General features: G+C 65.4%; 21 protein-coding genes. 12 read left to right on the top strand and 9 right to left on the bottom strand.

The genetic code is table 11. From position 1 onward, the window contains the following. Positions 1-11 precede the first annotated feature (11 nt). Both ACODS4_RS22955 and ACODS4_RS22950 read left to right on the top strand, forming a co-directional pair. Complete coding sequence (locus tag ACODS4_RS22955; protein ID WP_488867934.1) at positions 12-1,268, top strand: DUF1501 domain-containing protein; 1,257 nt, start codon at positions 12-14, stop codon at positions 1,266-1,268. A gap of 181 nt (positions 1,269-1,449) precedes the next feature. After that, positions 1,450-2,205, top strand: coding sequence for a response regulator transcription factor (locus tag ACODS4_RS22950; protein ID WP_488867932.1), 756 nt, complete (start codon positions 1,450-1,452; stop codon positions 2,203-2,205). Positions 2,206-2,256: 51 nt separating this feature from the next. Here the strand turns inward: ACODS4_RS22950 and ACODS4_RS22945 are convergent, their stop codons facing one another. The 3 genes from ACODS4_RS22945 to ACODS4_RS22935 are packed head-to-tail and all read right to left on the bottom strand — an operon-like array spanning position 2,257 to position 5,434. Continuing rightward, positions 2,257-3,699: an aldehyde dehydrogenase family protein gene (locus tag ACODS4_RS22945; RefSeq protein ID WP_488867930.1), complete on the bottom strand. Its 1,443-nt coding sequence runs from the start codon at positions 3,697-3,699 to the stop codon at positions 2,257-2,259. Between the two features lie 2 nt (positions 3,700-3,701). Further along, positions 3,702-4,544 (bottom strand): NAD-dependent epimerase/dehydratase family protein, encoded by an 843-nt coding sequence (locus ACODS4_RS22940; protein ID WP_488867928.1) that lies wholly within the window; start codon positions 4,542-4,544, stop codon positions 3,702-3,704. A 5-nt stretch (positions 4,545-4,549) separates the two neighbouring features. Then, a complete protein-coding gene (locus ACODS4_RS22935) occupies positions 4,550-5,434 on the bottom strand; it encodes an SMP-30/gluconolactonase/LRE family protein (protein ID WP_488867926.1) in 885 nt (294 codons plus the stop codon). Between the two features lie 270 nt (positions 5,435-5,704). Between ACODS4_RS22935 and ACODS4_RS22930 the strand changes: the two genes are divergently transcribed. The 3 genes from ACODS4_RS22930 to ACODS4_RS22920 all read left to right on the top strand — a co-directional run bounded on the left by ACODS4_RS22930 (position 5,705) and on the right by ACODS4_RS22920 (position 11,939). Beyond that, on the top strand, positions 5,705-6,634 hold the full coding sequence (locus ACODS4_RS22930; protein ID WP_488867924.1) for a dihydrodipicolinate synthase family protein: 930 nt from the start codon (positions 5,705-5,707) through the stop codon (positions 6,632-6,634). Between the two features lie 108 nt (positions 6,635-6,742). Beyond that, positions 6,743-9,610, top strand: a complete 2,868-nt coding sequence (polA, locus tag ACODS4_RS22925; protein ID WP_488867922.1) for a DNA polymerase I — start codon at positions 6,743-6,745, stop codon at positions 9,608-9,610. A 169-nt stretch (positions 9,611-9,779) separates the two neighbouring features. Continuing rightward, a complete protein-coding gene (locus ACODS4_RS22920) occupies positions 9,780-11,939 on the top strand; it encodes a malate synthase G (RefSeq protein ID WP_488867920.1) in 2,160 nt (719 codons plus the stop codon). Positions 11,940-12,191: 252 nt separating this feature from the next. Here ACODS4_RS22920 and ACODS4_RS22915 read toward each other — a convergent pair whose 3' ends face one another. From ACODS4_RS22915 to ACODS4_RS22905, 3 genes are all read right to left on the bottom strand, one after another. After that, the gene (locus ACODS4_RS22915) at positions 12,192-12,554 is read right to left on the bottom strand and encodes a methylglyoxal synthase (protein ID WP_488867918.1); all 363 of its coding nucleotides are present in this window, start codon (positions 12,552-12,554) and stop codon (positions 12,192-12,194) included. 98 nt (positions 12,555-12,652) lie between these two features. Next, positions 12,653-13,975 carry a class I SAM-dependent methyltransferase gene (locus ACODS4_RS22910; RefSeq protein WP_488867916.1) on the bottom strand — a complete coding sequence of 441 codons (1,323 nt, stop codon included), beginning with the start codon at positions 13,973-13,975 and terminating at the stop codon, positions 12,653-12,655. Positions 13,976-13,978: 3 nt separating this feature from the next. Then, positions 13,979-14,554 carry a class I SAM-dependent methyltransferase gene (locus ACODS4_RS22905; protein ID WP_488867914.1) on the bottom strand — a complete coding sequence of 192 codons (576 nt, stop codon included), beginning with the start codon at positions 14,552-14,554 and terminating at the stop codon, positions 13,979-13,981. Between the two features lie 241 nt (positions 14,555-14,795). On the opposite strand from ACODS4_RS22905, the gene ACODS4_RS22900 reads away from it, so the two are divergent. Together ACODS4_RS22900 and ACODS4_RS22895 are read left to right on the top strand one after the other, a co-directional pair. Then, complete coding sequence (locus tag ACODS4_RS22900) at positions 14,796-16,946, top strand: methyl-accepting chemotaxis protein (RefSeq protein WP_488867912.1); 2,151 nt, start codon at positions 14,796-14,798, stop codon at positions 16,944-16,946. A 109-nt stretch (positions 16,947-17,055) separates the two neighbouring features. Then, positions 17,056-17,877, top strand: a complete 822-nt coding sequence (locus tag ACODS4_RS22895) for a ParB/RepB/Spo0J family partition protein (protein ID WP_488867910.1) — start codon at positions 17,056-17,058, stop codon at positions 17,875-17,877. A 20-nt stretch (positions 17,878-17,897) separates the two neighbouring features. On the opposite strand, the gene ACODS4_RS22890 is transcribed toward ACODS4_RS22895, so the two are convergent. After that, positions 17,898-18,530: an MBL fold metallo-hydrolase gene (locus tag ACODS4_RS22890; RefSeq protein ID WP_488867908.1), complete on the bottom strand. Its 633-nt coding sequence runs from the start codon at positions 18,528-18,530 to the stop codon at positions 17,898-17,900. 196 nt (positions 18,531-18,726) lie between these two features. Between ACODS4_RS22890 and ACODS4_RS22885 the strand changes: the two genes are divergently transcribed. Then, entirely contained in the window at positions 18,727-19,179 is a 453-nt protein-coding gene (locus tag ACODS4_RS22885; protein WP_488867906.1) for an RrF2 family transcriptional regulator, read from the top strand. Positions 19,180-19,201: 22 nt separating this feature from the next. Here ACODS4_RS22885 and ACODS4_RS22880 read toward each other — a convergent pair whose 3' ends face one another. Then, positions 19,202-20,338: a Fic family protein gene (locus ACODS4_RS22880; protein ID WP_488867904.1), complete on the bottom strand. Its 1,137-nt coding sequence runs from the start codon at positions 20,336-20,338 to the stop codon at positions 19,202-19,204. Positions 20,339-20,632: 294 nt separating this feature from the next. Between ACODS4_RS22880 and ACODS4_RS22875 the strand changes: the two genes are divergently transcribed. From ACODS4_RS22875 to ACODS4_RS22860, 4 genes are read left to right on the top strand one after another with little or no spacing between them, the layout of a single operon-like run. Continuing rightward, the gene (locus tag ACODS4_RS22875; protein WP_488867902.1) at positions 20,633-21,646 is read left to right on the top strand and encodes a sulfate ABC transporter substrate-binding protein; all 1,014 of its coding nucleotides are present in this window, start codon (positions 20,633-20,635) and stop codon (positions 21,644-21,646) included. A gap of 54 nt (positions 21,647-21,700) precedes the next feature. After that, complete coding sequence (cysT, locus tag ACODS4_RS22870; protein WP_488867900.1) at positions 21,701-22,537, top strand: sulfate ABC transporter permease subunit CysT; 837 nt, start codon at positions 21,701-21,703, stop codon at positions 22,535-22,537. Next, positions 22,527-23,381 carry a sulfate ABC transporter permease subunit CysW gene (gene cysW, locus ACODS4_RS22865; RefSeq protein WP_488867898.1) on the top strand — a complete coding sequence of 285 codons (855 nt, stop codon included), beginning with the start codon at positions 22,527-22,529 and terminating at the stop codon, positions 23,379-23,381. The genes cysT and cysW overlap by 11 nt, the downstream gene beginning before the upstream one ends. A 13-nt stretch (positions 23,382-23,394) precedes the next feature. Beyond that, the gene (locus ACODS4_RS22860) at positions 23,395-24,432 is read left to right on the top strand and encodes a sulfate/molybdate ABC transporter ATP-binding protein (RefSeq protein WP_488867896.1); all 1,038 of its coding nucleotides are present in this window, start codon (positions 23,395-23,397) and stop codon (positions 24,430-24,432) included. A gap of 30 nt (positions 24,433-24,462) precedes the next feature. On the opposite strand, the gene ACODS4_RS22855 is transcribed toward ACODS4_RS22860, so the two are convergent. Continuing rightward, positions 24,463-26,166 carry a monovalent cation:proton antiporter-2 (CPA2) family protein gene (locus tag ACODS4_RS22855; RefSeq protein ID WP_488867894.1) on the bottom strand — a complete coding sequence of 568 codons (1,704 nt, stop codon included), beginning with the start codon at positions 26,164-26,166 and terminating at the stop codon, positions 24,463-24,465. Positions 26,167-26,661 lie beyond the last annotated feature (495 nt).

The raw sequence follows: 26,661 nt of genomic DNA, 5'->3' as shown, positions 1-26,661 counted from the left end.
AGACATTGACGATGACGCATCCATCCTTCGCCGTCACCCGTCGGCTTCTGCTGCAAGGCGGACTCGCCACCGGGTTGAGCCTGATTCCGGGTCTGCCGCATGTGGCGTACGCCGCTGGCGGGGCCGCGCCCGCCGCCGTGACGGGCGCGGAAACCCTGGTTGTCGTGTTTCTGCGCGGCGGGGCCGACACGCTCAATCTGGTCGCGCCGGTCGATGATCCCGACTACCGCGCCGCCCGTCCGCCGGAATTGCGGGTGGCGGAGGATGGCCCTGCGGCGGGCGTCCGGCTGGCCCAGTCCTTGGCCCCCGGCGTTGATTTCCGCTTGCACCCGGAGGCGGCGCCGCTGGCGGAGCTGTATCAGGGCGGGACTCTGGCGATCATCCACGCCGCCGGTCTGTCCGACGGCACGCGCAGCCATTTCGTGGCGCAGGATCTGATGGAGCGCGGCGTCGGCGGCGAAGCGGAGTTGAGCCGCGTCGGCTCCGGCTGGGCCGCGCGCTGGCTGGCGGAGAACGGGGTTTCCGGCGTTGGGGCGGTTTCCGCCGCGTCCAACACCCCGGCGGCCTTGATGGGGTATGGGTCGGCTCTGGCGGTCGCCGACCTGCGGTCCGGCTTGGCCCCTCCCGGCGGCGCGCAGGCCGCCGATGTGCTGGCCGGGCTGTTTCGCGGGGCGGACGGCCCCTATGCGAACGCCGCCCGGTCGGCCTTGAGCGGCCTGTCCACCATCGACGGCCAATTGCCCCGGCTGCCCGACGGCAAGGTCGCGCCCTACGCCGCCGAGGGCGGGGCGGTTTACGAGGAGACGGAGGCCGGGCGTGGTCTGCAAACCGTGGCGCGCCTGCTGAAGATGGACATCGGGTTGCGGCTGGCCTGGGTCGATGTCGGCGGTTGGGACACCCACGAACACCAGCCCGGACGCTTTTCCAACGCGGTTCGTCAGTTGTCCCGCGCGCTGGCGGCCTTTTACGCCGACAGCCACCGCGACCATGGGCGCGTGACCATGGTGGTCCTCAGCGAGTTCGGGCGGCGGCTGCGCGGCAACAAGAGCCAAGGCACCGATCACGGCCATGGCGGCGTCATGCTGGCGCTGGGCGGGCGCGTGGCGGGCGGGCGGATGCTGGGTCAATGGCCCGGTCTGGCCAGCCACCAGCTTGATCGGGGCGTCGATCTGGCCGTCACCACCGATTACCGCGCCGTGTTGGCCGAACTGGTCGGAACATCGGTTTTCCCCAATTGGACCGCGCGGCGGTTGGGGATTCTGGCCTGATCGAGCGATGCCGAAAGATGAGACGTGGGCCGTTCAAAATTTCAACCCAGAAGTGTTGTTCTCTGAACAAATCGTTGATCGGGCATGGATTTCCTTTTCTGACCGCCGCTTTGCGTTGGCGAAGGCGCGCGCCCATGGTTAGTATCGCTTCACAGAATTGGACTGTGGGGTTGAGGTCGCCGTGGCGCGCATCATCGTGGTCGAAGACGAGGCCGACCTTCGCGACGATCTGGTGGACTATCTGAGCCGCTGCGGGTTCCATGTGCGTGGAGCGTCCAGCGGGGAAGAGATGGACGCGCTTTTGAACAGCCACGGGGCTGACGTCATTGTCTTGGACGTCAACCTGCCCAACGAGGATGGTTTTTCCGTCGCCCAGCGCGTGCGCGCGGTTTCTCAGGCGGCGATCATCATGCTGACGGCGCGTTCGGGGTTGATCGACCGGGTGATTGGTCTGGAATTGGGGGCCGACGTCTATCTGGTGAAACCCGTCGATTTCCGCGAGGTCGAGGCGCAGATCAAGGCTCTGTTCCGCCGTCTGCAAAAAAACACAGGCTCGGCTCCGGCGCCGCTGCGGCGCGCGCCTCCGGCGTCGGCGCCGTTGGACGACGGCAAGAAGAGCTGGCGGTTCGACGAAACGGAATGGCGGCTTCAGGCGCCCGGCGGGGCTGCGGTGTCGCTGACCGCCACGGAATACAAATTCCTTTGTTTGCTGGTTGTCGCGCCGGGTGAAGCGGTGACGCGCCAAGCCATCGCCATGGCGTTGACCGGACGGGATTGGGATCCCTACAGCCGCTCCATCGATTCGTTGGTCCGCCGCCTGCGCATCAAGGTGGAGGAGCACACGGGCGTCGCCTTGCCGGTTCAGGCGGTTCACGGCGTCGGCTACGCCTTTGTCGGGACGGTCGTCAGCGGCCCGGATGGAAACGGGGCGGGGTGAGTTCCCCGCCCGCGCTTTTCATGCGGCTTTCAAGCGATCAACCGAGGGCGCTCAGCCGCCAAACACGTAAGCGGTCTTGATCGTCGTGTAGAAATCACGCGCGTAGGCCCCCTGTTCGCGCGCGCCATAGCTCGACCCCTTGCGCCCGCCGAACGGCGCGTGCGGATCGACCCCGGCGGTCGGCAGATTGACCATGACCATGCCCGCCTGCGCGTGGCGCTTGAAATGGGTGGCGTGCTTCAACGAGCTGGTGCAAATGCCCGACGACAGGCCGAATTCGGTGTCGTTGGCGACCGCCAGAGCCTCGTCATAATCGCGGACGCGGATGACGGAGGCGACCGGGCCGAACACCTCTTCCCGGTTGATCCGCATGCTGTTGGCGGTGTCGGCGAACAGGGCCGGGGACAGGTAATAGCCGTCGGTCTCGCGGGTCAGCCGCTCGCCGCCCGTGACCAGCCGACCGCCTTCGTCCTTGGCGATGGCGATGTAGCGGAGATCCTGCTCCAACTGGTCCTGCGACACCACCGGGCCGATGTCCGTGCCGGGCTTCAGCGCGTGATCGACCTTCAGCGCGGCCATCTTTTCGGCCAGCGCGGCGACGAAGCGGTCGTGAATCCCCTCCGTCACCACAAAGCGGGAGGACGCGGTGCAGCGCTGTCCGGTGGAGAAGAAGGCGCCGTTCAGCGCCGCGCCGACGGCGATGGCGAGATCGGCGTCGTCCAGCACGACCAGCGGATTCTTGCCGCCCATCTCAAGCTGGAACTTCTTGCCCGATTCAAAGGCGCGGGCACCGATTCGCCGCCCGGTGGCGACCGATCCGGTAAAGCTGATGGCGTTGATCTTGGGCGACGACACGATGGCCTCGCCCACCACGGAGCCGCGCCCCATGACCAGATTGAACACGCCCGCCGGAATCCCGGCCTGGACCAAAATCTCGGCCAGCGCCCAGGACGACCCCGGCACCGCGTCGGCGGGCTTCATGACGACGGTGTTGCCATAGGCCAGCGCCGGGGCGATTTTCCAGGCTGGAATGGCGCTGGGGAAATTCCACGGCGTGATGAGGCCGATGACGCCCAACGGCTCGCGGGTGATGTCGACATCGACGCCGGGGCGGGTCGAATCCAGCCGTTCGCCCGACAGGCGCAGGGCTTCGCCCGCGAAAAATTTGAAGATTTGCCCGGCGCGCGTCACCTCGCCGACGCCCTCCGGCAGGGTCTTGCCCTCTTCGCGCGACAGCAGGCGGCCCAGTTCGTCCTTGCGGGCCAGAATCGCCGACCCGGCGGCGTCGAGAATGTCGCTGCGCCGCTGCGGCGAGGCGGCGGCCCAGGCCGGGAACGCGGCGGCGGCGGCGTCAATGGCGGCGACGGTCTGCGCGGCGTCGGCCTGCGCGTACTCCCCGACCACGTCGGACAGGTCCGACGGGTTGATGTTGCGGCTGGCGGTGGTGGAGGCGACCCATTCGCCGCCGATGAGGTTCGCGTAAACGTCGGCCATTATCAGAGGCTTTCCTGCTGCTGTTCGGCGCCCGTCGCCGCCCGCGCGTCGGCGGGGGGCAGGGCGCGGGTGTAATTGGCGCTGACGAAGGTACCGCCCTGATGCGTCTCGTCCAGCATGTTCGGCATCGGATCTTGCATACCGGGCAGACCGGCGTAATCCTCGGCGTTGTCCTTGGGGTGGTAGCCGATGGCGTCCGCCGAACGGTCGCTCCACCAGCGCCGTTCATTGGCCGACACGCCGTAGAAAATCGCCGCGCCCAGCCCCTCGGCCCGCAGGCAGCGGTCGATCAGGTGGGCGAGGTCGTCGTGGCTGAGCCAAGTGCTGATGTGGCGCTTCTGGCTTGGCTTGACCTCGCAAGAGCCGATGCGCAGGCAGGCGCTTTCCAGCCCATGCTTGTCCCAATACATCCGGGCCAGCAGCTCGCCATAGGCTTTGCTCAGCCCGTAATAGCTGTCGGGGCGGGGTGGCGCGGTTTCGTCGAGCGCGACGTTGCGCGGGTACATGCCGATGGCGTGGTTGGAACTGGCGAAGATCACCCGGCGGTTCCCCGCCCGCCGCGCCCCCTCGAAGACGTTGTGGGCGCCCCGGATGTTGACGTCGAGGATGCGGTCAAACGAATCCTCCGACGAGATCGCGCCCAGATGCAACACCGCGTCCACGCCCGCGCAGGCGCGGAAGACGGCGGCCTCGTCGGTCAATTCGGCCAGGGCAAAATCGGCGTCGTCGGGCAGGCCCGGCGGGCGGACCCGGTCGCTGAAGCGCAGACGGTGGCCCAGCGCGGTCAGGCGCGGGGTCAACGCGGTGGCGACGGCGCCGCCGGCGCCGGTCATCAGAATGTGCATGGGCGTCACCCTTTGTGCTGAAAACGGCCAACCGGGACGCCTTCGACCTCGGTTCGCATCATGAAAACCCCGCCCGACAGCGGATGTTCGGCCAGAACGGCGTCGGACAGCCCCTCGCGCAGGCTGGTGACGAACAGGGTGCGCAGGTCCGGGCCGCCGAAGGCGCACATGGTCGGGGCGGGAACGGGCAGGGGGTAGCGGGCCAACAGCGCGCCGTCGGGGGAAAAGCGGTTCAGGCAGCCCGCCGAGACGCCGCAACTCCAGTAACAGCCCTCCATGTCGGTCGCCGCGCCGTCGGGTCGGCCCTCCGCGTTGGTCAGGGTGGCGACGCGGGTGCGGTTGGCGATGGCCCCGGTTTGGGGATCGAAATCCCAGCGGTCGATCCAGGGGCCGCGCGAATCGGAATGGAACATGGTCCGCCCGTCGGCGCTCCAGGCCAGCCCGTTCGACACCAGAAGGCCGTCGATCTTGCGCTCCGCCCGGCCATCGGGGGTGACGCGGTACAGGGCGGCGACCGGCTCCTTCACCGGGCGGTCGTCCATGCTGCCGACCCAAAAGGCCCCGTCGGGTCCGGCCTTGCCGTCGTTCAGCCGGTTGGTCGGCTGGTCCGGTTCGGGATCGACCAGCAGGCGCAAGGCTCCGCTGGTCAGCGACAGGATGTGAACGCCGTTGGGCAGGGCGACCGCCACGTCGCCGTTGCGGCACAGCGCGATGGAGCCGACGGCGCCCGGCAAAGGCCAGGACTGCACCGCCCCGCCGCCCAGATCGACGGCGGACAGCGTCCCCGCCAGAATGTCCACCCAGAACAGGCGGTTGCTGGCCGCGTCCCAGACCGGGCTTTCCCCGACGCGGGCGCGGGCGTCCACCAGACACTGAATCGGGCCAAGCATGGGCCGATCTCCTCCCAAATTCCAAGGCGCGCGGCCCTGCCGCGCCCGATGGGCGGCGGGACGGAACGCTGCGTTGGCGGAAGAATCGGTTTGCGGGACTATGTTGTCAAACAAATTTATGGATTGACCAGTGGGCGCAACGATTTTTGCGCCGCAACACAGGAAAATGGCGGATTGACGCGCTTTTAACTTGTCAGACAACAAGGATGTTGTCATACCTTTTAACGCTTTGGACGCTGCTTTCACGACGTCGCACGTAGGAGGATTGAGGTGAAGACGACTGCCGTCACGCGGGCCGATCTCGAACGGTCGGTCATTGCGGTGCCGCCCTTGGCGCGCAACGCCGATCTGTCGCTGAACGCGGACGAAAACCGCAAGCTGGTCCGCCATCTGGAACAGGGCGGCGTCTCCACCCTGCTCTATGGCGGGAACGCCAACCTCTACAACACCGGCGTCAGCGAGTTTCCCCATCTGCTGGCGATGCTGCGCGAGATCGCCGGTCCCGACACCTGGATGATCCCGTCGCTCGGCCCCGATTACGGCAAGGCGATGGATCAGGCGGCCATCCTGCGCGAGTTTGATTTCCCGACCGCGATGATGCTGCCGATGAGCTTCGGCGCGACCCCCGCCGGGGTGGCGACCGCCATCGCGCGGGTGGCCGACCGCGCCCAGCGCCCGCTGACCGCCTATGTGAAGTCCGACAATTACATCGCGCCGGAGTCTTTGGCCGCGTTGATCCGCGACGGGGCGATCTGCTCGGTCAAATACGCGGTGGTGCGGGAAAACCCGGCGGAGGATTCCTATCTCAGCCGCATCCTGGACGCGGTGGACAAGTCTTACGTGGTCAGCGGCATCGGCGAGCGTCCGGTCTTGGATCATCTGCCGAAATTCGGCCTGACCGGCTTCACCTCCGGCTCGATCTGCGTCGCCCCCAACCTGTCGATGGCGATTCTGCGGGCGCTGAAATCCGGCGACGTCGCCCGCGCGGCGACCTTGCGCGACCATTTCCTGCCCCTGGAAGACCTGCGCGACGGCTCGTCGCCGATCCGCGTTCTGCACGAAGCGGTGACGCTGTCCGGCGTGGCCGACATGGGGCCGATGCTGCCGATGTTCTCCAACATCGCCGACCCGGCGTTGCTGGAGCAAATCCGCGCCGCCGCGCACACTCTGCTGGCCGCCGACCGCGCCTTTGCGGGCTGATACAGGAACAGATGGGGGCGGTCGCCCCCCGGTCGTTGGTCATAGCCGCTCGACTCCCGCGCCGCCTTCGGCGATGGTGACGCCCGCAAGGATGGACACGAGAGCATCATGACCGACAGCACCGGAACGACCGCCCCCACCGCCGCTCAGGACAACGCCGCCGCCGCGCCCGACCGCAGCGGGCTGTATCTGGTGGACGGCTCGGGCTTCATCTTCCGGGCGTTCCACGCCTTGCCGATGATGACGCGGCCCGACGGCACGCCGGTCAACGCGGTGCTTGGCTTCTCCAACATGCTGCTGAAGCTGCTGGCCGACGTGAAGGCGGAGGCGGTGGCCGTCGTCTTCGACAGCGCCCGGTTGAACTTCCGCAACGAGTTCTACCCCGATTACAAGGCCCACCGGCCCGAAACGCCGGAGGAGTTGAAGCCCCAATTCGCCCTGATCCGCGAGGCGACCGACGCCTTTTGCCTGCCCAGCCTGGAGTTGGACGGCTATGAGGCCGATGATTTGATCGCCACCTACGCCCGTTTGGCGCAGGAGGCCGGGCGGCCCGTGACCATCGTGTCGTCCGACAAGGATCTGATGCAACTCGTCGGGCCGGGCGTCGCCATGTACGACCCGATGAAGAACAAGCACATCGGCCCCGACGAGGTGTTTGAGAAGTTCGGCGTTCCGCCCGACAAGGTGGTGGACGTCCAGGCGCTGGCCGGGGACAGCGTGGACAATGTGCCGGGCGTTCCCGGCATCGGCGTGAAGACCGCCGCCCAACTCATCACCGAATATGGCGATCTGGACACGCTGTTGGCCAACGCCGAGAAGATCAAGCAGCCCGCCCGCCGCCAGAAACTGATCGAGTTCGCCGACCAGGCCCGCGTGTCGCGCCGTCTGGTCCAGTTGGAGGCCAACGCGCCGCAGCCCAAACCGCTGGAGGATCTGCGCGTCCGCGAACCCGACCATCGTCGGCTCATCGACTTTCTCAAGGCCCAGGGTTTCCGCAGCATCGTCGCCCGCGTCGAGATGGAGATGAAGCGCGACGGGCGTATCGCCGACGCCGGTCTTCCGGCGCCGTCCACCGCCGCCCCCGGCGTCGTGGATTCCGACGGGGTGGTCGCCCAGCCGCCTGGGGCGACGGTCGAAAAGCGTTATGAGTTGGTCCAGGATCTGGCGGCGCTGGAGGTCTGGGTGCGGCGGGCGCAAGCCAGCGGCGTCATCGCCGTGGACACCGAAACCAACAGTCTGACCCCGGCCACCGCGACCCTGGTCGGCGTTTCGCTGTCCACCGCGCCGGGGCTGGCCTGTTACATCCCGCTCGCCCATGGCAGCGCGGCGGCGGCGGCCGGTCAGCTTGATTTCGACGCGCCGCCGCCGCCCAAGCAAATCCCCACCGCCGACCTGATGGCGGCGTTGAAGGGCATGCTGGAGGATCCGGGGATCCTGAAGGTCGGCCATAATTTCAAATTCGACCATCAATTGTTCGCCCGCCATGGCGTGATGGTCTCGCCGATTGACGACAGCATGTTGATCTCCTACGCGCTCGACGGCGGCGCGCACGGCCATGGCATGGACGAGTTGGCGGAGTTGCACCTCGCTTACACGCCGATTTCCTTCAAGGAGGTCTGCGGGACCGGCAAGGCTCAGATCACGTTTGACCAAGTGCCGCTCGACAAGGCGCTGGACTACGCGGCGGAGGACGCCGACATCACGTTGCGGCTGTGGACCCTGCTGAAGCCCCGGCTGGTCGAGGCGCGGATGGTCACGGTCTATGAGACGCTCGACCGTCCGCTGGCGCCGATCATCGCCGACATGGAACGGGCGGGCGTGCGGCTGGACCAGGACGCGCTGAAACGTCTGTCGCAGGATCTGGCGGTGCGGCTGGTCGAGATTGAAAAGGACGTCCACCAACTGGCCGGGCAGAGCTTCAACATCGGCTCGCCCAAACAGCTTGGCGAAATCCTGTTCGACGTGATGAAGCTCGGCGCCGGCAAAAAGGGCAAGACCGGGGCCTATTCCACCGATTCCAGCGTGCTGGAGGAGTTGGCCGAGCAGGGCCACACCATCGCCCAGCGCGTGCTGGATTGGCGGCAGCTCGCCAAGCTGAAAAGCACCTACACCGACGCCTTGCAGGAAAAGATCGAGGCGCTGACGGGCCGCGTCCACACCGCCTTCGCGCTGGCGGCGACCAACACCGGGCGCCTGTCCTCGACCGATCCCAACCTGCAAAACATCCCGATCCGCACCGAGGAAGGGAAAAAGATCCGCCGGGCCTTCATCGCCGCCCCCGGCAACCGGCTCATCAGCGTCGATTACTCGCAGATCGAATTGCGGCTGGTCGCCGAAATGGCCAACATCCAGGCGTTGAAGGACGCCTTCCGCGATGGGCTGGACATTCACGCGGCGACGGCGGCCCAGGTGTTCGGCGTGCCGCTCGACCAGATGACGCCGGACATCCGCCGCAAGGCCAAGGCGATCAATTTCGGCATCATCTACGGCATTTCCGGCTTCGGCCTCAGCCGCCAGCTTGGCATCACGCCGGGCGAGGCGAACAGCTTCATCAAGACCTATCTGGAGCGTTTCCACGAGTTGAAGGTGTGGATGGAGGCGACCAAGAGCTTCGCCCGCGAGCATGGCTATGTCGAAACCCTGTTCGGGCGCCGCTGCTACATGCCGGGCATTCAGGACAAGAACCCGGCCCGCCGGGCCTTCGCCGAGCGTCAGGCGATCAACGCGCCGATTCAGGGCACCGCCGCCGACATCATGAAGCGGGCGATGAACCGGGTTCCCGCCGCGCTGGCGGCGGCGGGCAGCCACGCGCAAATGCTGTTGCAGGTGCACGACGAATTGCTGTTCGAGGCGCCGGAGGCCGAAGCCGAACAGACCGCCGCCCTGGTGCGCGCCGTCATGGAGGGCGCCGCCAGCCTCAGCGTTCCCCTGGTGGCCGAGGCGGGCATCGGAACCAATTGGGGCGAGGCGCACTGAACGGCTTTTCATCGGCGACGCAAGGGCCGTTTCGGTGGGGTGGTCTCATACTTTTTGCGCTGCGACATTCTGTTGACCACGCGAAGCGGATTACGCAATAACTTTGCGCAAAGGCTCCCACAGAGGGGCCTGCGAACCGAGCGCACAAGAGAATGGGACACGCAACGAGATGAGCACCTGGATCCGTCGCGGCGGCCTGGACGTCGCCCAAGCCCTGTATGATTTCATCGAGACCGAGGCGCTGCCCGGAACCGGGATCGACTCCGGCGCCTTCTGGGCCGGGGTGGACGCGCTGCTGCATGATCTGGCCCCGCGCAACCGCGCGCTGCTGGCCACGCGCGACGCCATCCAGGCCAAGATCGACGCTTGGCATCTTGAGCGCCGGGGGCAGGTTTTCGACGCCGCCGCGTATGAGTCCTTCCTGCGCGAAATCGGCTATCTGGTCCCCGAAGGGCCGGATTTCACCATCGACACGACCAACGTCGATGACGAGATCGCCCGGCTGGCCGGGCCGCAATTGGTGGTTCCGATCACCAACGCCCGCTACGCGCTGAACGCCGCCAACGCCCGTTGGGGCAGCCTGTACGACGCGCTGTACGGCACCGACGCGTTGCCCGGCAAGGCGGCGGTGGGCGGTTATGACGCCGAACGCGGGGCCGACGTGATCGCCTGGGCGCGCCGTTTCCTGGACGACGCCGTGCCGTTGGCCGAGGATTCGCACGCCGACGTCAGCGCCTACGCCATTCTGGACGGCGCGTTGGTCGCCACGCTGAAGGATCACCGCACGGTTGGCCTGAAGGATCCCGCCGCGCTGGTTGGCTGGCAAGGCGACGCGGCGTCGCCCTCGTCGATCCTGTTGGTGCAGAACGGCACCCACATCGACATCCGCATCGACCGCAACCATTTGATCGGCAAGACCGATCCGGCGGGCGTCGCCGACGTCGTGCTGGAGGCCGCCCTCTCGACCATCCAGGATTGCGAGGATTCCGTCGCCGCCGTGGACGCCGAGGACAAGGTCGGCGCCTACCGCAACTGGCTGGGCCTGATGAAGGGCACGTTGCAGGCCAGTTTCGACAAGGGCGCCAAGACGGTGGTCCGCTCGCTGAACCCGGATCGCGTCTACAACACGGCGACCGGCACGCGGACCCTGCATGGCCGCAGCCTGCTGCTGGTCCGCAACGTCGGCCATCTGATGACCAACGACGCGGTCAAGCTGTCGGATGGCGGCGAGGCGCCGGAAGGCATCCTTGACGGCATCTTCACCTCGCTGATCGCGCTGCATGACCTGAAGAGCGCTGGTCCGTTGCGCAACAGCCGCGCCGGTTCGGTCTACATCGTCAAGCCGAAGATGCACGGGCCGGAGGAGGTCGCCTTCACCAACGAGCTGTTCGGGCGCGTCGAGGATCTGCTTGGCCTGACCCGCTTCACGCTGAAGGTCGGCATCATGGACGAGGAGCGGCGCACCACCGTCAACCTCAAGGAATGCATCCGCGCCGCCAAGGATCGGGTCGTCTTCATCAACACCGGCTTCCTGGACCGCACCGGCGACGAGATCCACACCTCGATGGAGGCCGGTCCCGTCGTCCGCAAGGCGGCGATGAAGGCCGCCAAGTGGATTGGGGCCTATGAGGACAACAACGTCGATGTCGGTTTGCGGGCTGGCCTGAAGGGCCGCGCCCAGATCGGCAAGGGCATGTGGGCGATGCCCGATCTGATGGCCGACATGCTGGTCGCCAAGATCGGCCATCCCAAGGCCGGGGCCAACACCGCCTGGGTGCCGTCGCCGACCGCCGCCATCCTGCACGCCACCCATTACCACGCGGTCAACGTCGCGTCGGTGCAGGACCAGCTTGCCGCCCGGCAGGCCGCCGCCCTGTCCGACATTCTGACCCTGCCGCTGGCCGACCGCCCCAACTGGTCGGACGAGGAAATCCGCCAGGAGTTGGACAACAACGCCCAGGGCATTCTGGGCTACGTCGTCCGCTGGGTCGATCAGGGCGTCGGCTGCTCCAAGGTGCCGGACATCCACAATGTCGGGCTGATGGAAGACCGCGCCACTCTGCGCATTTCCAGCCAGCACATCGCCAACTGGCTGCATCACGGAATCTGCACCGAAGCCCAGGTGATGGAGACGATGAAGCGCATGGCCGCCGTGGTCGATGGACAGAACGCCGGTGATCCGCTCTACACCCCGATGGCCGGGAATTTCGAGACCAGCGTCGCCTTCCAGGCGGCCTGCGACCTCGTGTTCAAGGGCCGCGTCCAGCCGAACGGCTACACCGAGCCGGTCCTGCACGCCCGCCGCCGTCAGGTGAAAGCGGCGGCGTAACGGGCTGTGCGTTTGGCGTGAAGGTCACATTCCCCCGGTCCCTTGCATGGGGCCGGGGGATTTTTTTTGACACCGATGGACACAGATAAACACAGATGGACGCCGACGAAGCAAGCGCGTGGAAATCTGTGCGTCTGTTTTCTGAACTCCATCTTTCATCGCGTATGAAGTGCGAAAAATTCTTATTTCATCTGTGTTTATCTGTGTCCATCGGTGTCAAAAAATACCGAATACCAATCCACGCCGCTCCGTTCAAAACCCAGCGATCACCCGATCCGCCGTCGCCTCGTTCAGCGCGGTTGGGATGTTGTAGAGCGCGGTCAGGCGGATCAGGGCCTTCACGTCCACGTCGTGCGGCATTGGGGTCAGCGGGTCGATGAAGAAGAACATGGCGTGGATGGCGCCCTCGCAGATCATCGCGCCGATCTGTTGGTCGCCGCCCAAGGGGCCGCTTTTCAGCGGGGTCAGGTTCAATTCCGGGCAGGCGTCTTTGATGAGGCCGCCGGTGGTGCCGGTGGCGAACAGGGTGTGCGGCTGCAAGGCCAGCCGGTGGCGGACCACCCATTCGACGAATTGCGGCTTCAGACGGTCGTGGGAAATCAAGGCGGCCTGCACGGCGGGTGTCCTCCAGCGAAAAACCGCGACAAACTACCGCATTCAGCAAGGAATGAGAAGCCAAAGGCTGAAAGCAGAAACTTTGTAACAGCGGGCTGCTACGCCGCGCCGCCGATGGACAGAATCCGCATCGCGACCTGTTTGGTGAAGGGGCTGACGGCGAAACACTCGTAATCAACCCGATGGGCGGCGACGAACTCCTGGAAGGCGCGGTGTTCGTCCTCCCGCCAACTGTGGTTGCCGATGTATTCGTCGAAGACCAGAACGCTGCCGGGGCGAACGCGGTCGGCCAACGCGGTCAGCACGGTTCGGGCGGAGCTGTAAATGTCGCTGTCGATGTTGACGAAACGCACCGGCCCCGGATGGGCGGCCAGGAAGGGCGGCAGGCTGTCGTCGAACCAGCCGACATGCAGGCGGGCGTTGGGCCGCACCTCGGGCCGTTGCAGGCCGGTGGTCAGCACGCCGGCGGGGGCGTTGACCCAACCCTCCGGCAGCCCCTCGAACGAATCGAAGCCGTGGACCTCTTGTCCGGCGACGGCGGCGATGTGGTCCAGCGACGTGCCGCGCCGGACGCCGAATTCCAGAACCAAACCGGGCGTCGCCGCTTGGGCCAGCGCGTGGCGCAGCAGGCGGGCGCTGCTGCCGAACAGGCGCAGGTCGGCGGCGCGGTGGGGCAGCAGGGCGCGGACGCCATCGACCAGCGGGCGGCGTTTGGGGTTGTCGCCGATCTGTTCGGCGGCGACGGCCTCCGCCTCCTCGACGCGGTCGAGCAGAAACAGCATGGCGCAGACGAAGGCCCAATATTTGCCGTTGGCCCCGCCGCAGCGGGTGGAGCGGCGCAGGCGGCGCAACGCCTCCTCCGGGCCAAGGCCGTGCATCGCCTGGGCGTGGCTGCCGAACCAACCGGCGGCGTGTTCCGGGTCGTCGGCCAACAGGGCGTGGAAGCTGGCCAGCGCCTCGGCGTCACGGCCAAGGCAGGCTTGGCTGGTCGCCGTCTCGAACAGCAGGTCCAGGCTGCGTTCGCCCTCGCTCAACGCCCGATGGGTGACGGCCAGCGCGTCACGGTATCGGGCGTCGCGGCGGTAGGCTCCGGCCAGCGCCGCGCGAATGCCGGGTGTGTGTGGGGCCAGTCGGGCCAGCCGCTCGAACCACAAAACCGCGTGAAAGGGGGCGTTGGCGGCCTGTTGGGCGTGGGCAAGGGCGCGCAGCGTCTCCGCGTCGTCCGGGGCGATCATCATCGCCCGGCGCAGATGCGCCAGTCCGGCGGCGGGCGCGCGATGGCCGACGTAAGCCGTTCCAAGCAGGCGGTCGCGCGTCGCCCCGTCCGGGGCGCTGTCCTTCAGGCGGCGGATCGCCACCCGATAGCGGCGCGCGTCGATCAGGGCGCGCGCCTCGTCAAACACCAAATCAGCAGCGGTCACGGATCACGGCAAGCGGTGGAAGGTCCAGACGGAGGCCGGCGGCAGGTTCCGGGCAATCCAACTGTGGCGGTGCGGTTTCAGGCGCAACCGCCGAATCAGTTCAGGATTGATCGGGGCGAACGGGCCGTAGGTGAATTGCACGAAAACCCCGCCGGGCGCCAGCACGGAAAAAGCCCCGCGCACGATTCGCGCCTGGACCGACAGGGGCATGGCGATCAACGGCAGGCCGGACACCACGCTGTCGCACTGCGACCAACCATGATCGTGAACAATCCGCTGGATCCGAGTCGCGTCCCCCTGGATGACTCCAGCGCCGGGATGGAGCGCCGCGAGATGACCGGCGAAGGCCGGGTCCAACTCGATCATCAACAAATTCTCGGCGGTGACGCCCTGGTCGCGCAACGCGGCGGTGACGGGGCCGGTGCCCGGACCAAGCTCCACCACCCGGCGCGCCGGGCCGGAACCGGCGGCTTTCGCCATGGCCCGGCACAAGTCCGTTCCGCTTGGCGTCACCGACGCGACTTTCAGCGGAGAGCGAATCCATCGCTCGACGAAGAGCTTGCGGTCTGCAAGGGACATCGACTGACCTCCACCCCAGGGGAACCCGGTATTCATTCCCCTTTCTACCGACATGCGTTTCATTGCGCCAGCGCAATGGATTTTGAACGATCGTTTAACAAAACCGTCATGGGGTTGCCCGGTCCTGCGTTCACGATTGGCTGGCATGATTGTCTTCACTCTTTTCAATCTGTTCATGCAATGACAGACTGTTCACAAAACCGGGGTAGCCGGTGCAGTATTTCTCCGGGAGGGTGCAACCTTGAATAGCCTTCTTCTGCGGCACAAAATCCCCTGTGCTTTGGTTGCTTCGGCGGTGTTGTCGGCGATTCTGTTGGGAAGTTTCGCCTATTGGGCGGCGACCGACCGTTTGCGCACGGCGGCGCAAGAAAAACTTGTGGCTTTGGCCAACGCGCGCGCGTCCAGCGTGCAATCCTACATCGAAGGGTTGGAGGGCGACGTCGTGTTGACGGCGAACACACGGTCGATGCGCGACGCCGTGGTCGCCCTGAACAATGGCTGGCGGATCGAAGCCGACCGGGGCGAGCCGGGGGCCATGCTGCGCAAACGCTATGTCGAGGACAATCCCCACCCGGCGGCGGAACGCTACAAGCTGGAGAAGCCCGAAGGCAGCACCATGTACGACATGGCGCATCTTCGTCTGCATTCCTGGATGATGGATTTGATGCTGCGGCGTGGGCTGGCCGACGTGCTGGTTCTGACGCCCGACGGCACGGTTCTGTACAGCGCGGCCAAGGGCGACGATTTCGGCAAATCGGCGAACGACACCGCGCTTGGCCCGCTGTTGGCGGAGATGAAGCGGGAACCCAAGCCGGGCACGGCCCGCGTCCTGGATTTCACCGCCTATGCGTTGGCGGGCGGCATGCCGTCCGCCTTCATCGCCAGCCCAGTGATTTTGCAACAGCCGGACGGCGGCGTGCAGATGCTGGCGGTTCTGGCCTTCCGGCTTCAGCCCAGCGGGGTTGACCGGATCATGCGCAGCACCGACGGCATGGGCGACACCGGCGACACGTTCCTGCTTGGCGCGGATGGCAAACTGCGCAGCACGCCGCGTTTTTCCAGCGAAATGGCGGTGCTGAAGCCCTATGTCGGCGGCGCGGCGGCGACCATCGCCTCGGACAGCGACCAAACCGGCGTGGTCGAGGCCGGAAACGTCAGCGGCACGGGGCCAGCGCTCACCGCCTATCACGCGATGAAGCACAGCTCTTTGCGCTGGACCGTGTTGGCGGAGGCGGCGGTGGAGGAGATCCTCGCGCCCGTCTACAGCATGCGCAACCAGATGCTTCTGGCTGGCGTCGGTCTGGTGCTGTTGGTGTCGCTGGGCGGCGTTCTGTTCGCGCGCGGCATCACCCGTCCGTTGTCGGACATGAGCGACGCGATGCAGCGTCTGGCTGACGGCGAACGGCAGCTTGACGTTCCGGCGCGTGAACGCACCGACGAGATCGGTCGGATGGCCGGGGCCATGCAGGTCTTCAAGGACGCGCTCATCAAGGCGGACGCCTTGCATGCGGAGCAGGAGCGTGTCCGCGCCCTGCGCGAAGAGCGGACCAAACAGTTGGAACGCGTCACCCAGACGTTTGACTCGCGGGTCGGCGGCATCGTTCGGGCGGTGACGGTGGCGGCGGGAGGATTGGAGACGACGGCGCGGTCGATGAGCGACGGCGCTGACAAGACTCTGCACGAGGCGACCAACGTCGCGGCGGCGGCGGATCAAACCGCGTCGAACGTCGGCACGGTGGCCTCGGCGGCGAACCAACTCCGCGCGTCGATTGGCGACATCGGGCGGCACATCGACGAATCCAGCCGGATCACCCAGGCGGCGGTCGGCGCGGCGGCGCAAGCGGGCGAAACCATGCAGGTGGTGGTGGACACCGCCAACCGCATCGGCGCGGTGGTTCAACTGATTCACGACATCGCCGCGCAAACCAACCTGCTGGCGCTGAACGCGACCATCGAAGCGGCCCGCGCGGGCGAGGCGGGCAAGGGCTTCGCCGTGGTGGCCAGCGAGGTGAAGAGCCTCGCCAACCAGACCGGCAAGGCGACGGAGGAAATTTCCGGCCAGATCTCCACCATGCAATCGGTCACGGAAGGGGCGGCGGCGGCCATCGGCCAGATCGTCACGGTGATCGAGGACATGGGCCGCATCTCCGGCGTCGTCTCCAACGCCATCGAAGAGCAGGGAACCGCGACGATGGAAATCGCCGCCAACGCTCAGCAGGCGGCCAAGGCGACGCAATCCGTCACCTCGATCATCGATGGCGTCGCCAAGGCGGCGGACACCACCAAGACGGTGGCCAACGAGGTGCTGACCTCGTCGCAGGATCTGACCCGTCAGGCCGGGCATCTGCGCAATGAGATCGAGCGGTTTCTGGCTGACATCAAGGCGGCGTGACGCGGCTTGCGCCGACCGGTGGGGCCAACCCTGCCGGGGACGGGCTGTTGACAGGACGGCGCCCGGCAGGGCACCGTCCAGGCCCGTTTGAGGGATAGGAACCGCCGTCATGCCAACGCCCTTGCCCAGCAGCGCCGATCTGTTCGATGACAAGAGCAAGCCGCCCCGTCTGGTCGAGCTTGACGTCGCCCGCATCCTGCGCAACCCCAACCAGCCCCGGCGGCGTTTCGACGATGAGGAGATGCGCAGCCTCGCCGATTCCATCGCCCATTACGGTTTGAAACAGCCGATTTTGGTTCAGGAGGTGGTTGGCGGCTGCCGGTTGATCGCGGGCGAGCGGCGGTTGCGCGCCCATGAGATGTTGGGGTTGGCGACCGTCCACGCCTTGATTACGTCGGGCAACGCCGATGAGTTGGCGTTGGTCGAGAATGTCCAACGGGTCGATCTCGACGCGCTGGAATTGGCCGAGGCGTTGGCCCGGCTGATGGACCGTTATGGATACACACAGGAACAGCTTGGCCGCATCATCGGCAAAAGCCAAAGCAACGTCAGCCACACGTTGCGCCTGAACAGCCTGCCCGAGGCGATCAAGCGGGATTATGCGACGTCGCATCGCGACGTGTCGCGCTCCACCTTGATCGAAATCGCCTGGATCAAGGATCTGGCCGATCAAATGGCCTTGTGGGAACAGGTGAAGGAGGGAAACGACACGGTGCGGGACGCGCGTGACCGCAAGGACACGACGAAGGAGCCAAGCTTGCGCGCCCTGTCGGCCGTTGGGCGCTTTCTCGACGCGCTGCGCCGGGCCACCCAGCGCTTGGGCGACCCGCGCGACCACCGCGCTTACATCGACGACGCCCAACGCCGCGAACTGATGGTGTTGCGGCGGCGGATCGATCTGCTGTTGGGCGACGAGATGGAGATCGACTGACCTGTGTGAACGACGCGCGGTCAGTCCGTCAGGAATGGGTTGTACAGGCGTTCCTCGCCAAAGGTCGACATCGGCCCATGGCCGGGGATGAAGGCGATGTCGTCGCCATAGGGAAACAGGCGTTCTTTGATCGAGGCGATCAAGTCGCCATGGTTGCCCTTGGGGAAATCGGTGCGGCCGATGGAGCCTTGGAACAGAACGTCGCCGACGATGGCGAGCTTGCTTGGGCGGTGGATGAACACGACATGGCCGGGGGTGTGGCCGGGGCAATGGCGGACGTCCAGCGTCAGCTTGCCCACCGTCACCGTGTCGTTGTCTTCCAGCCAGCGGTCGGGCGTGAAGGAGCGCACTGGCGGAAAGCCGAACATCTTGCTTTGCATCGGCATGCCGTCGATCCAGAACTGATCCTCGCGTTGCGGCCCTTCGATGGGCAACGACAGTTTGTCGGCCAGATCGGCCACGGCGCCGGCGTGATCGATGTGGCCGTGCGTGACGAGGATCTTCTCCAGCGTGACTCCCTTGGCCTCGGCGGCGCGGAGAATCCGGTCGAGATCGCCGCCCGGATCCACGGCGGCGCCCGTCATCGTTTCGGGGCACCAGAGAACCGTGCAGTTCTGTTGAAACGGCGTGACCGGAACGATGACGTGTTGCATACCCGTGCCCTTTGTCGCTGGAACGCAGCCATGGAAGACGGCGGACCTTAACGCGGTCGCGAAAGCCGGGGCAAGACGATGCTTGACGCTCGGCTTGCTGGTGGATGATCGTTGCGGTTGATCGGTGGGATCCGGGTTGGCGTGTTCGACCGACTCGGTTGTGTGAAACAACTCTTTAGGAACAGGCTTTGCCGGAATGCTGACGCAGAAAGCCAAATACGCGCTTCGCGCGCTTATCATGCTGGCGGAGCGACCGGATGATGGTTTGGTTCTGATCGCCGATATTGCGGATCGGGAGAACATCCCCCGCAAGTTTCTGGAAGCCATCTTGGTTGAATTGCGCAAACACGGCCTGCTGTTCGCCAAGCGGGGCAAGAGCGGCGGCTATCGGTTGGCGCGTTCGGCGTCCGACATTTCCTTTGGCGAGGTGATTCGGCTGATCGATGGTCATCTGGCCCCGATTCCCTGCGCCAGCAAATTTTCCTTCAAGCCCTGCGAGGATTGCGGCGATCCAAACGCCTGCTCGGTGCGTTGGCTGATGGTGCAGGTGCGCGACGCGACCGCCGATGTGCTCGACAATTGCACGCTGGCCGACGCGCTGCGGCACCGTCAATCCACCGGCGGTCTGGCGCTGAATTTCGACATTTGACCGGGCGGGGCCGAGGGCCGCGTCACGGCAGCAATTCGACCGCGACGAACACCCGGTCCAGCGCGCGGTTGGTCACTTCGCGCAAAACGCCCGCGTCTTCCAGATCATTGACCAAAAGTTGCGCCCCCCGGAAGGTGGTTCCCAGCCGTTTTTGCAGGTGGCGCACGGTGAAGGCCGGGCGCTCGAACAGGCCGTCGATCACCATGGGCAGGCGTGAGTTGCGGCGGCGGTCGCCCAGACGGCGGCGCCAGGATTGCGCCGTCTGATCCAAACTGGCCAGCCGTTGCCGTTCCCGCCGCGCGGTTTCGGCGATCATGTCGGTCAACCAGAGCCGCCAGCCGTCTCCGCTGTCGCGAGCGGCGATGGCCGCCGCCGTCCGGTCGTTCCACAGGGCGGTGGACAGCGGCAACCAGAGACCCGGCAGGCGGCAGTTGCGGGCGATGGCGAGCGGGGCCAGCAGGCGGGCCGTTGGGCGCAGCCAACCGGGCGTGCGCAAATCTGGCGGCGGGCGCAACAACTCGGCCAACAGCCCGATTCCACCCAACAGCGCCGGAGCCTCCCCCGCCCGGTCCAGCCGGTTGAGCAAGGCCATGGCCTCCGCCTCCCGCTCAACCGACAGGCTCAGATGAGCGGGATCCCGCCCGGACAGATCCGCTTCAAGGACTCGCCAGGACGCTTCGATCCAGCCCAGCGTCCAGGGGGCGGGCGAGGCTGGGCCGCCCGACTCCGGCGGGTCTTGCGCGTCGGTGGGCGCGTCGCTGGCGCTGTCCGCGTCGGCGTGACCCTCCAGGGCGGCGACCGCGCGCCAAGCGTCGGCGGCGGCGCTGTGGTTGGGACCCCGGACCGGAAGCCGCGCGCGTGGGCGAAGGGCGGCGACGTCCCGGACCCCTTGCGCGAAGCGCGCGCCTTGCCACAGCGCGTGGGCGCACAACGCGGCGGGGCGATCCGCCGTTGGCGCCAGATCAGGATTGACGGTGGCGATGAGGAAATCGGTGGGATCGATCATGATCCCGTCCAGGCGGGCGGCGGCGCAGGCCTCGCGTCGGGCGGCGTCGGCCCACAGGCGCGCCCGCCGTTCCGGTTCTTGGCAGGCTTCCGCCAAGCGGCCCAAAGCGCGCTCAGCCTCTAGAAGGGCGGTGAGAAGGGCAGGGGACAGCATTGTGGATTGGCCTGCGTGCGCCGAGGAACCGTCGGATGATACCAATTTCTTTGATAAGTTTCATTGTAAAATACCGCGTGCGGATGGCCGTTCGGCGCATTCGGTGTCCGTAAAATTTATATACAATAAAAACATGACATTACGCCTTCCCCATGGTTCATTTTCGCTTTCTTCGGAAAAAAGCGCTTTCCACCAACCCTGTGGTTTGGCAATGTCTACGGACGAAATAGAAATGAACTCACGCACATTCCATGTAAATACTGTGGTCTGTGGGTTCCACCGAAGGAGACACCGATGTCGTTCCGTCGCCGCCTGTCCCTCCTCGCCGCAGGCTTGACGCTGGCTTGGCTGGGCGTCGCCGCCGCCGATGCGCAGGACACGTTGTTGAACGTATCCTATGATCCGACTCGTGAACTGTATGTCGAATTCAACCAAGCCTTTGCAAAAAAATGGCAGAGCGAAACCGGCCACAAGCTGAGCGTCAAGCAGTCGCATGGCGGTTCCGGCAAGCAAGCGCGGTCGGTGATCGACGGTCTTGACGCCGACGTGGTGACGCTGGCGCTGGGCTATGACATTGACGCCATCGCCGACACTGGCCTTCTGGCGAAGAGCTGGCAGACCCGCCTGCCGAACAACAGCGCGCCTTACGCCTCGACCATCGTGTTCTTGGTCCGCAAGGGCAATCCCAAGGCGATCAAGGACTGGAATGATCTGGTCAAGCCGGGCGTGGCGGTCATCACGCCGAATCCGAAAACCTCGGGCGGGGCGCGCTGGAATTATCTGGCGGCTTGGGCCTACGCGCTGGAGAAGAACGGCAACGACGAGGCCAAGGCGAAGGAGTTCGTCGGCCAGCTTTTCAAGAATGTGCCGGTTCTCGACAGCGGCGCCCGTGGCGCGACCGTGACCTTCACCCAGCGTGAATTGGGCGACGTCCTGTTGGCCTGGGAGAACGAGGCCTATCTGTCGCTTCAGGAATTTGGCGCCGACAAGTTCGAGATCGTCGTCCCCAGCCTGTCGATCCTCGCGGAACCGCCGGTGGCGGTGATCGATTCGGTGGTGGACCGCAAGGGAACCCGCAAGGTGGCGGAGGCGTATCTGCAATTTCTTTACACCCGCGAAGGCCAAGAGATTGCCGCCAAGAACTTTTACCGCCCACGGTTGCCGGAGTTGGCGAGCCAGTATGCGGGACGCTTCGCGAATGTTAAGCTGGTGACGATTGACCAGGCCTTCGGGGGCTGGCGTCCGACACAGGAGAAGCATTTCGCGGATGGTGGCGTCTTCGACCAGATCTATCAGAAGGGCCGCTGACCGGTGGTCGCAACCTCTTCTGCCGACGTCGCGTTTCCCACGAAGGGAAGCGCGGTGACGTCCATCCTGAAGAAACCAAGCGTGATTCCGGGCTTTGGCCTGACTCTGGGGTTCACGCTCAGCTATCTTGGCGTCATCGTGTTGCTGCCGCTTGGCGCCTTGATGAGCAAAGCGGGCGGGCTTGGTTGGTCGGGCTTCTGGGACGCGGTTCTGACGCCGCGCGTCCTGGCGGCGTTCGAGGTCAGTTTCGGTTTGTCGCTGGTGGCGGCGGGAATCAACGCGGTGTTCGGCTTTATGGTCGCCTGGGTGCTCGTCCGTTACGAGTTTCCCGGCAAGCGGCTGGTCGACGCGCTGGTTGACTTGCCCTTCGCCCTGCCGACGGCGGTGGCGGGCATCGCGCTCAGCGCGCTCTACGCGCCGAACGGTTGGGTGGGCAAGCCGCTGAACGAGCTGTTCGGGCTGAAGGTGGCCTTCACCCCCATCGGCATCGCCATTGCGTTGACCTTCATCGGCCTGCCTTTTGTCGTCCGCACGGTGCAGCCAATCCTCCAGGATTTGCCGCCGGAAGAGGAGGAGGCTGCGGTTTCTTTGGGGGCGACGCGCGGGCAAGCCTTTTGGCGGGTGGTGTTTCCGGCGGTTCTGCCCGCCCTGGTCACGGGCTTCGCCCTGTCTTTCGCACGCGGCGTTGGCGAATACGGATCGGTGATCTTCATCGCCGGCAACATGCCGGGGTTGACGGAGATCCTGCCGTTGCTGATCGTCATCAAGCTGGAACAGTATGACTACGCGGGCGCGGCGGCGGTTGGCGCCTCCATGCTGTTGGTGTCCTTCGTCATGCTGCTGATTCTCAACATCCTGCAACATTGGATGAGGTCGCGCCATGCCCGCTAACTCATCCTCCTCGGCGCTGAGCGATCCGGCGTGGATGCGTCGGTTGCTGATCGTCACCGCTCTGACGTTTCTGGCCTTGTTTCTGCTGTTGCCGCTGGTCGCCGTGTTCGCTGAGGCCTTGCGCCGGGGCGTCGGCGCCTATTGGGCGGCGTTGGTGGAAGAGGACGCGTTGGCGGCGATCAAGCTGACTTTGATCGTCGCGGTCATTGCGGTTCCGGCCAATCTGGTGTTTGGCGTGGCGGCGTCCTGGTGCATCACCAAATTTGATTTTCGCGGCAAAAGCCTGCTGATAACGCTGATTGATCTGCCCTTTTCGGTGTCGCCGGTCATCTCGGGCCTGATTTACGTGTTGCTGTTCGGCTTGCGCGGCGTTTTGGGACCGTATCTGAAATCGGAAGGCATCCAAATCATCTTCGCCGTGCCCGGTTTGGTGCTGGCCACCATCTTCGTGACCTTCCCCTTCGTCGCGCGTGAGTTGATTCCGCTGATGCAGGAGCAGGGATCGGAGGAGGAGGAGGCCGCTCTGGTGCTGGGCGCCAGCGGTTGGCAAACCTTCTGGCGGGTGACGCTGCCCAACATCAAATGGGGGCTGCTGTACGGCGTTCTGCTGTGCAACGCCCGGGCGATGGGGGAGTTTGGCGCCGTGTCGGTGGTGTCCGGTCACATCCGGGGCTACACCAACACAATGCCTCTACACGTCGAAATTCTGTACAATGAATACAACTTCGTCGCCGCCTTCGCGGTGGCCTCGGTGCTGGCCATGCTCGCTCTCGTCACGCTGGTGGTGAAAACGGCGCTGGAATGGCGCTTCGGGGCCGAGTTGGCGGCCACACGGCACAAGTAGGGGTTCGACGTCGATGGCGATCCAAGTTTCGGGCATCACCAAGCAATTCGGGTCTTATCGCGCGCTCGATTCGGTTGATCTTGAGGTGCGATCAGGGGAGCTTTTGGCTCTGCTTGGTCCTTCGGGGTCGGGCAAGACCACCCTGTTGCGAATCATGGCCGGGCTGGAAAGCCCGGACGCGGGCAGTCTGCAACTGAATGGCGAGGAGGCGTTGGGGCTGAAGCCGCGCGACCGTCAGGTCGGTTTCGTGTTTCAGCATTACGCCCTGTTCCGTCACATGACGGTGTTCGACAATGTGGCCTTCGGCCTGAAGGTCCGTCCGCGCGCGCAGCGTCTGCCCAGCGCGGAGATCAAACGCCGCGTCACGGAATTGTTGGAACTGGTTCAACTCGGCCATTTCGCCGACCGTTATCCGGCGCAATTGTCGGGCGGCCAGCGTCAGCGCGTGGCGTTGGCGCGCGCCTTGGCGATTGAGCCGAAAGTCCTGTTGCTTGACGAGCCGTTCGGCGCGCTTGACGCCAAGGTTCGCAAAGAGTTGCGGCGTTGGCTGCGCAAGCTGCACGATGAGATTCACATCACCTCGGTCTTCGTCACTCACGACCAGGAGGAGGCGTTGGAGCTTGCCGACCGCGTGGTGGTGATGAGCCAAGGGCGGATCGAACAGATCGGCTCGCCCGCCGAGGTCTACGACCATCCATCCTCGGCCTTCGTCTATGAGTTTCTGGGGCAGGTGAACCGTTTTGATTGCATGGTGGAGGGTGGTTTGGCCCACATCGGCAACGGGGCCTTGACCATTCCGACCGACGGCGACGTGCGGGGGGCGGCCATCGCCTATGTCCGCCCGCATGATTTGGGTGTGACGCCCGCCGTTGGTGGACCGGGGCGGGTGTCGGGCATCCATGTGGTCGGCCCCGACGCGCGGGTCGAAATTGAACTTGGCGGCTTGTTTCTGGAGGCGGAAATGGACCGGGAGCGTTTCACCTCGCTCGGCATGGCGCTTGGCGATCCTTGTTCGGTTCACATCGACCGCGCCCGGGTGTTCACGCGTTGATTCGCCATGCGTCTGGCGCGGGTTGGCGGATCAGTCCGCCTCCGCGACCGGGCGCTCCGCCAGGGCGGCGTATTCGTCCGCCCGATGGGTTCTCAGGCTTTCATCGACCCGGTCAGCCTCGACCCCAGCGCTGAGCAGAACCAGCCCGGCCAGTTGCAGGCTGGCTTCCATCGCTTCAGGCACCACGGCGCTGGCTCCGGCTTCGGTCAGGTGCTGACTCTGCGTCAGATCGTGAGCGCGGGCGATCAGCGGCAGGGTTGGGGCTGCGTGATGGACGGCCTCGACCGCGCGTTGAGCCTGATCGGGGCGGTTCAGCGTGATGACGGCGGCGCTTGCCCGGTCGATTCCTGCGGTGCGCAGGACGTTGGCGTGGCTGGCGTCGCCGTAGAACACCGGCAATCCTTGCGCGCGCGCGGCGGCGACGCGGCTTGGTTCCAGATCCAGGGCGACGTAGGGAATGTTGTTGGCGGTCAGCAACCGGGCTACGGCCTTGCCAACCCGACCATACCCGGCGATCAGCACATGACGGCTGGCGTCGCCGGTGGCGATGCCGAAGGATTCCGCGCCGTTTCGCGCCTCGATGCGCTGTGCGATTCGGTGGGCGATGGCGGCGATGAGCGGCGTCACCGCCATGCTGAGGGCCACCGACGAGGACAACAGCAGGCCGGTGGACGCGTTCAGCACCGACAGCGACGTCGCCGTGCCAATCAGCACAAAGGCGAATTCGCTTCCCTGCGACAGAATCAAACCAACGCGAATCGACGTCGCCAACCCAAGCCCGGACAAGCGGCAAAGCAGCACCAGCAGCAGACTTTTGCCGATCAGCAGCGCGCCGGTCAGGGTGGCGATGGTCTCGGCCTCCCGCGCCATGGCGGGCAAATCCAGCGTCATGCCGACGGTCATGAAAAACAGACCGAGCAGCAACCCGCGAAACGGTTCAATGTCGGCTTCGACCTGGTGGCGATAGGCGGTGTCCGCCAGCAACATTCCAGCCAGAAAGGCGCCAAGCGCCATCGACATTCCGGCCTGCGCGGTCAACCAGCCGACCGCCAGCACCACAAACAGGTTGGTCGCGGTGAACAGCTCGGGATTCCCCGCCGAGGCGATGAAGCGGTAGGCCGGACGCACCACGAAGCGGCCCAACAGCATGATGAACCCAATCGCCAGCACGGCCTTGCCGGTCGCAATCGTCAGGGCGAGCGGAATGCTGGCGCTTGGGTCGGCCAGCAAGGGCAGCAGGGTCAGCAGCGGCACCACCGCCAAATCCTGAAAGATCAGCACGGCGACGGAGATTCGGCCAAAACGCGCCACGGTTTCCCCGCGTTCGACCAACAGCTTCAACACAGTGGCGGTCGAGGAAAAGGCCAGCATCCCGCCAACCACCAGGGACGCTTCCGGCGACAACCCCAACAGATAGGCGGCGCCTCCCAGAACGGCGCTGGTCAACCCCACCTGCAACAAACCCAATCCGAAGATGTAGCGGCGCATCGCCCGCAAACGCGACACGGGCAGTTCCAGCCCAATGGCGAAGAGCAGGAAGACGACCCCAAACTCCGAAAGAACCTGGGGGAGTTTCAAATCGACGACCGGTCCAGGCGTGTGTGGTCCCAGCGCCATGCCAGCGACGAGATAGCCCAGCACCGCTGGAATGCGAAGCGCCTGGAACACGGGGACCACAACGATGGCCGACAGCAGCAGAAACAGAACATCGAGCAGAAGAGTGGTGTCGTGCATCGGACGCGCGTGGTTGGAACAGGGCTTTGTTGTGTATGGTCTGGTCAGGGGGAGGCTGCAAGCCGCGCCGTGGCCGCGATGAAAAATTTGGTTCGGGTTATTTTGTGCTGGACGAGGGCGATATGGCTGAGTATACACCCGTCCCTCAGCCGATGGCGGCGCCCTGCGGGGCGACGGCAAGTGGTTGAGACCCCTGGATGATTGGGGGAGGTTGGTGCTTTTTGGTGATGGTTTTGCCGATGCGTCGGCAAAACAGGCGGAAAAAAAGAGCTTGACGCTCTCCGCCGAAAGAGCTAGAAAGACTGCCTGCCAGCGCGAACCGCTCGGTTTCGCGCTTCTCCGATCAGAAAGCTCTGAGAGACTTTATCATTCGCTTAGGCGATTGAAAAGCTTTAGGTGCGCCATCGGGGATGGATCTTTGACATTGTGGTCGTGAAGTCGAGAAGGGATGCGCAGGCGGCGGTGCGGGTTGCACCGTTTGACGTTGGGTTTCGA

Source organism: Azospirillum sp. FG154 (assembly GCF_057809575.1).
This window is presented reverse-complemented; position numbering and strand designations above follow the sequence as displayed.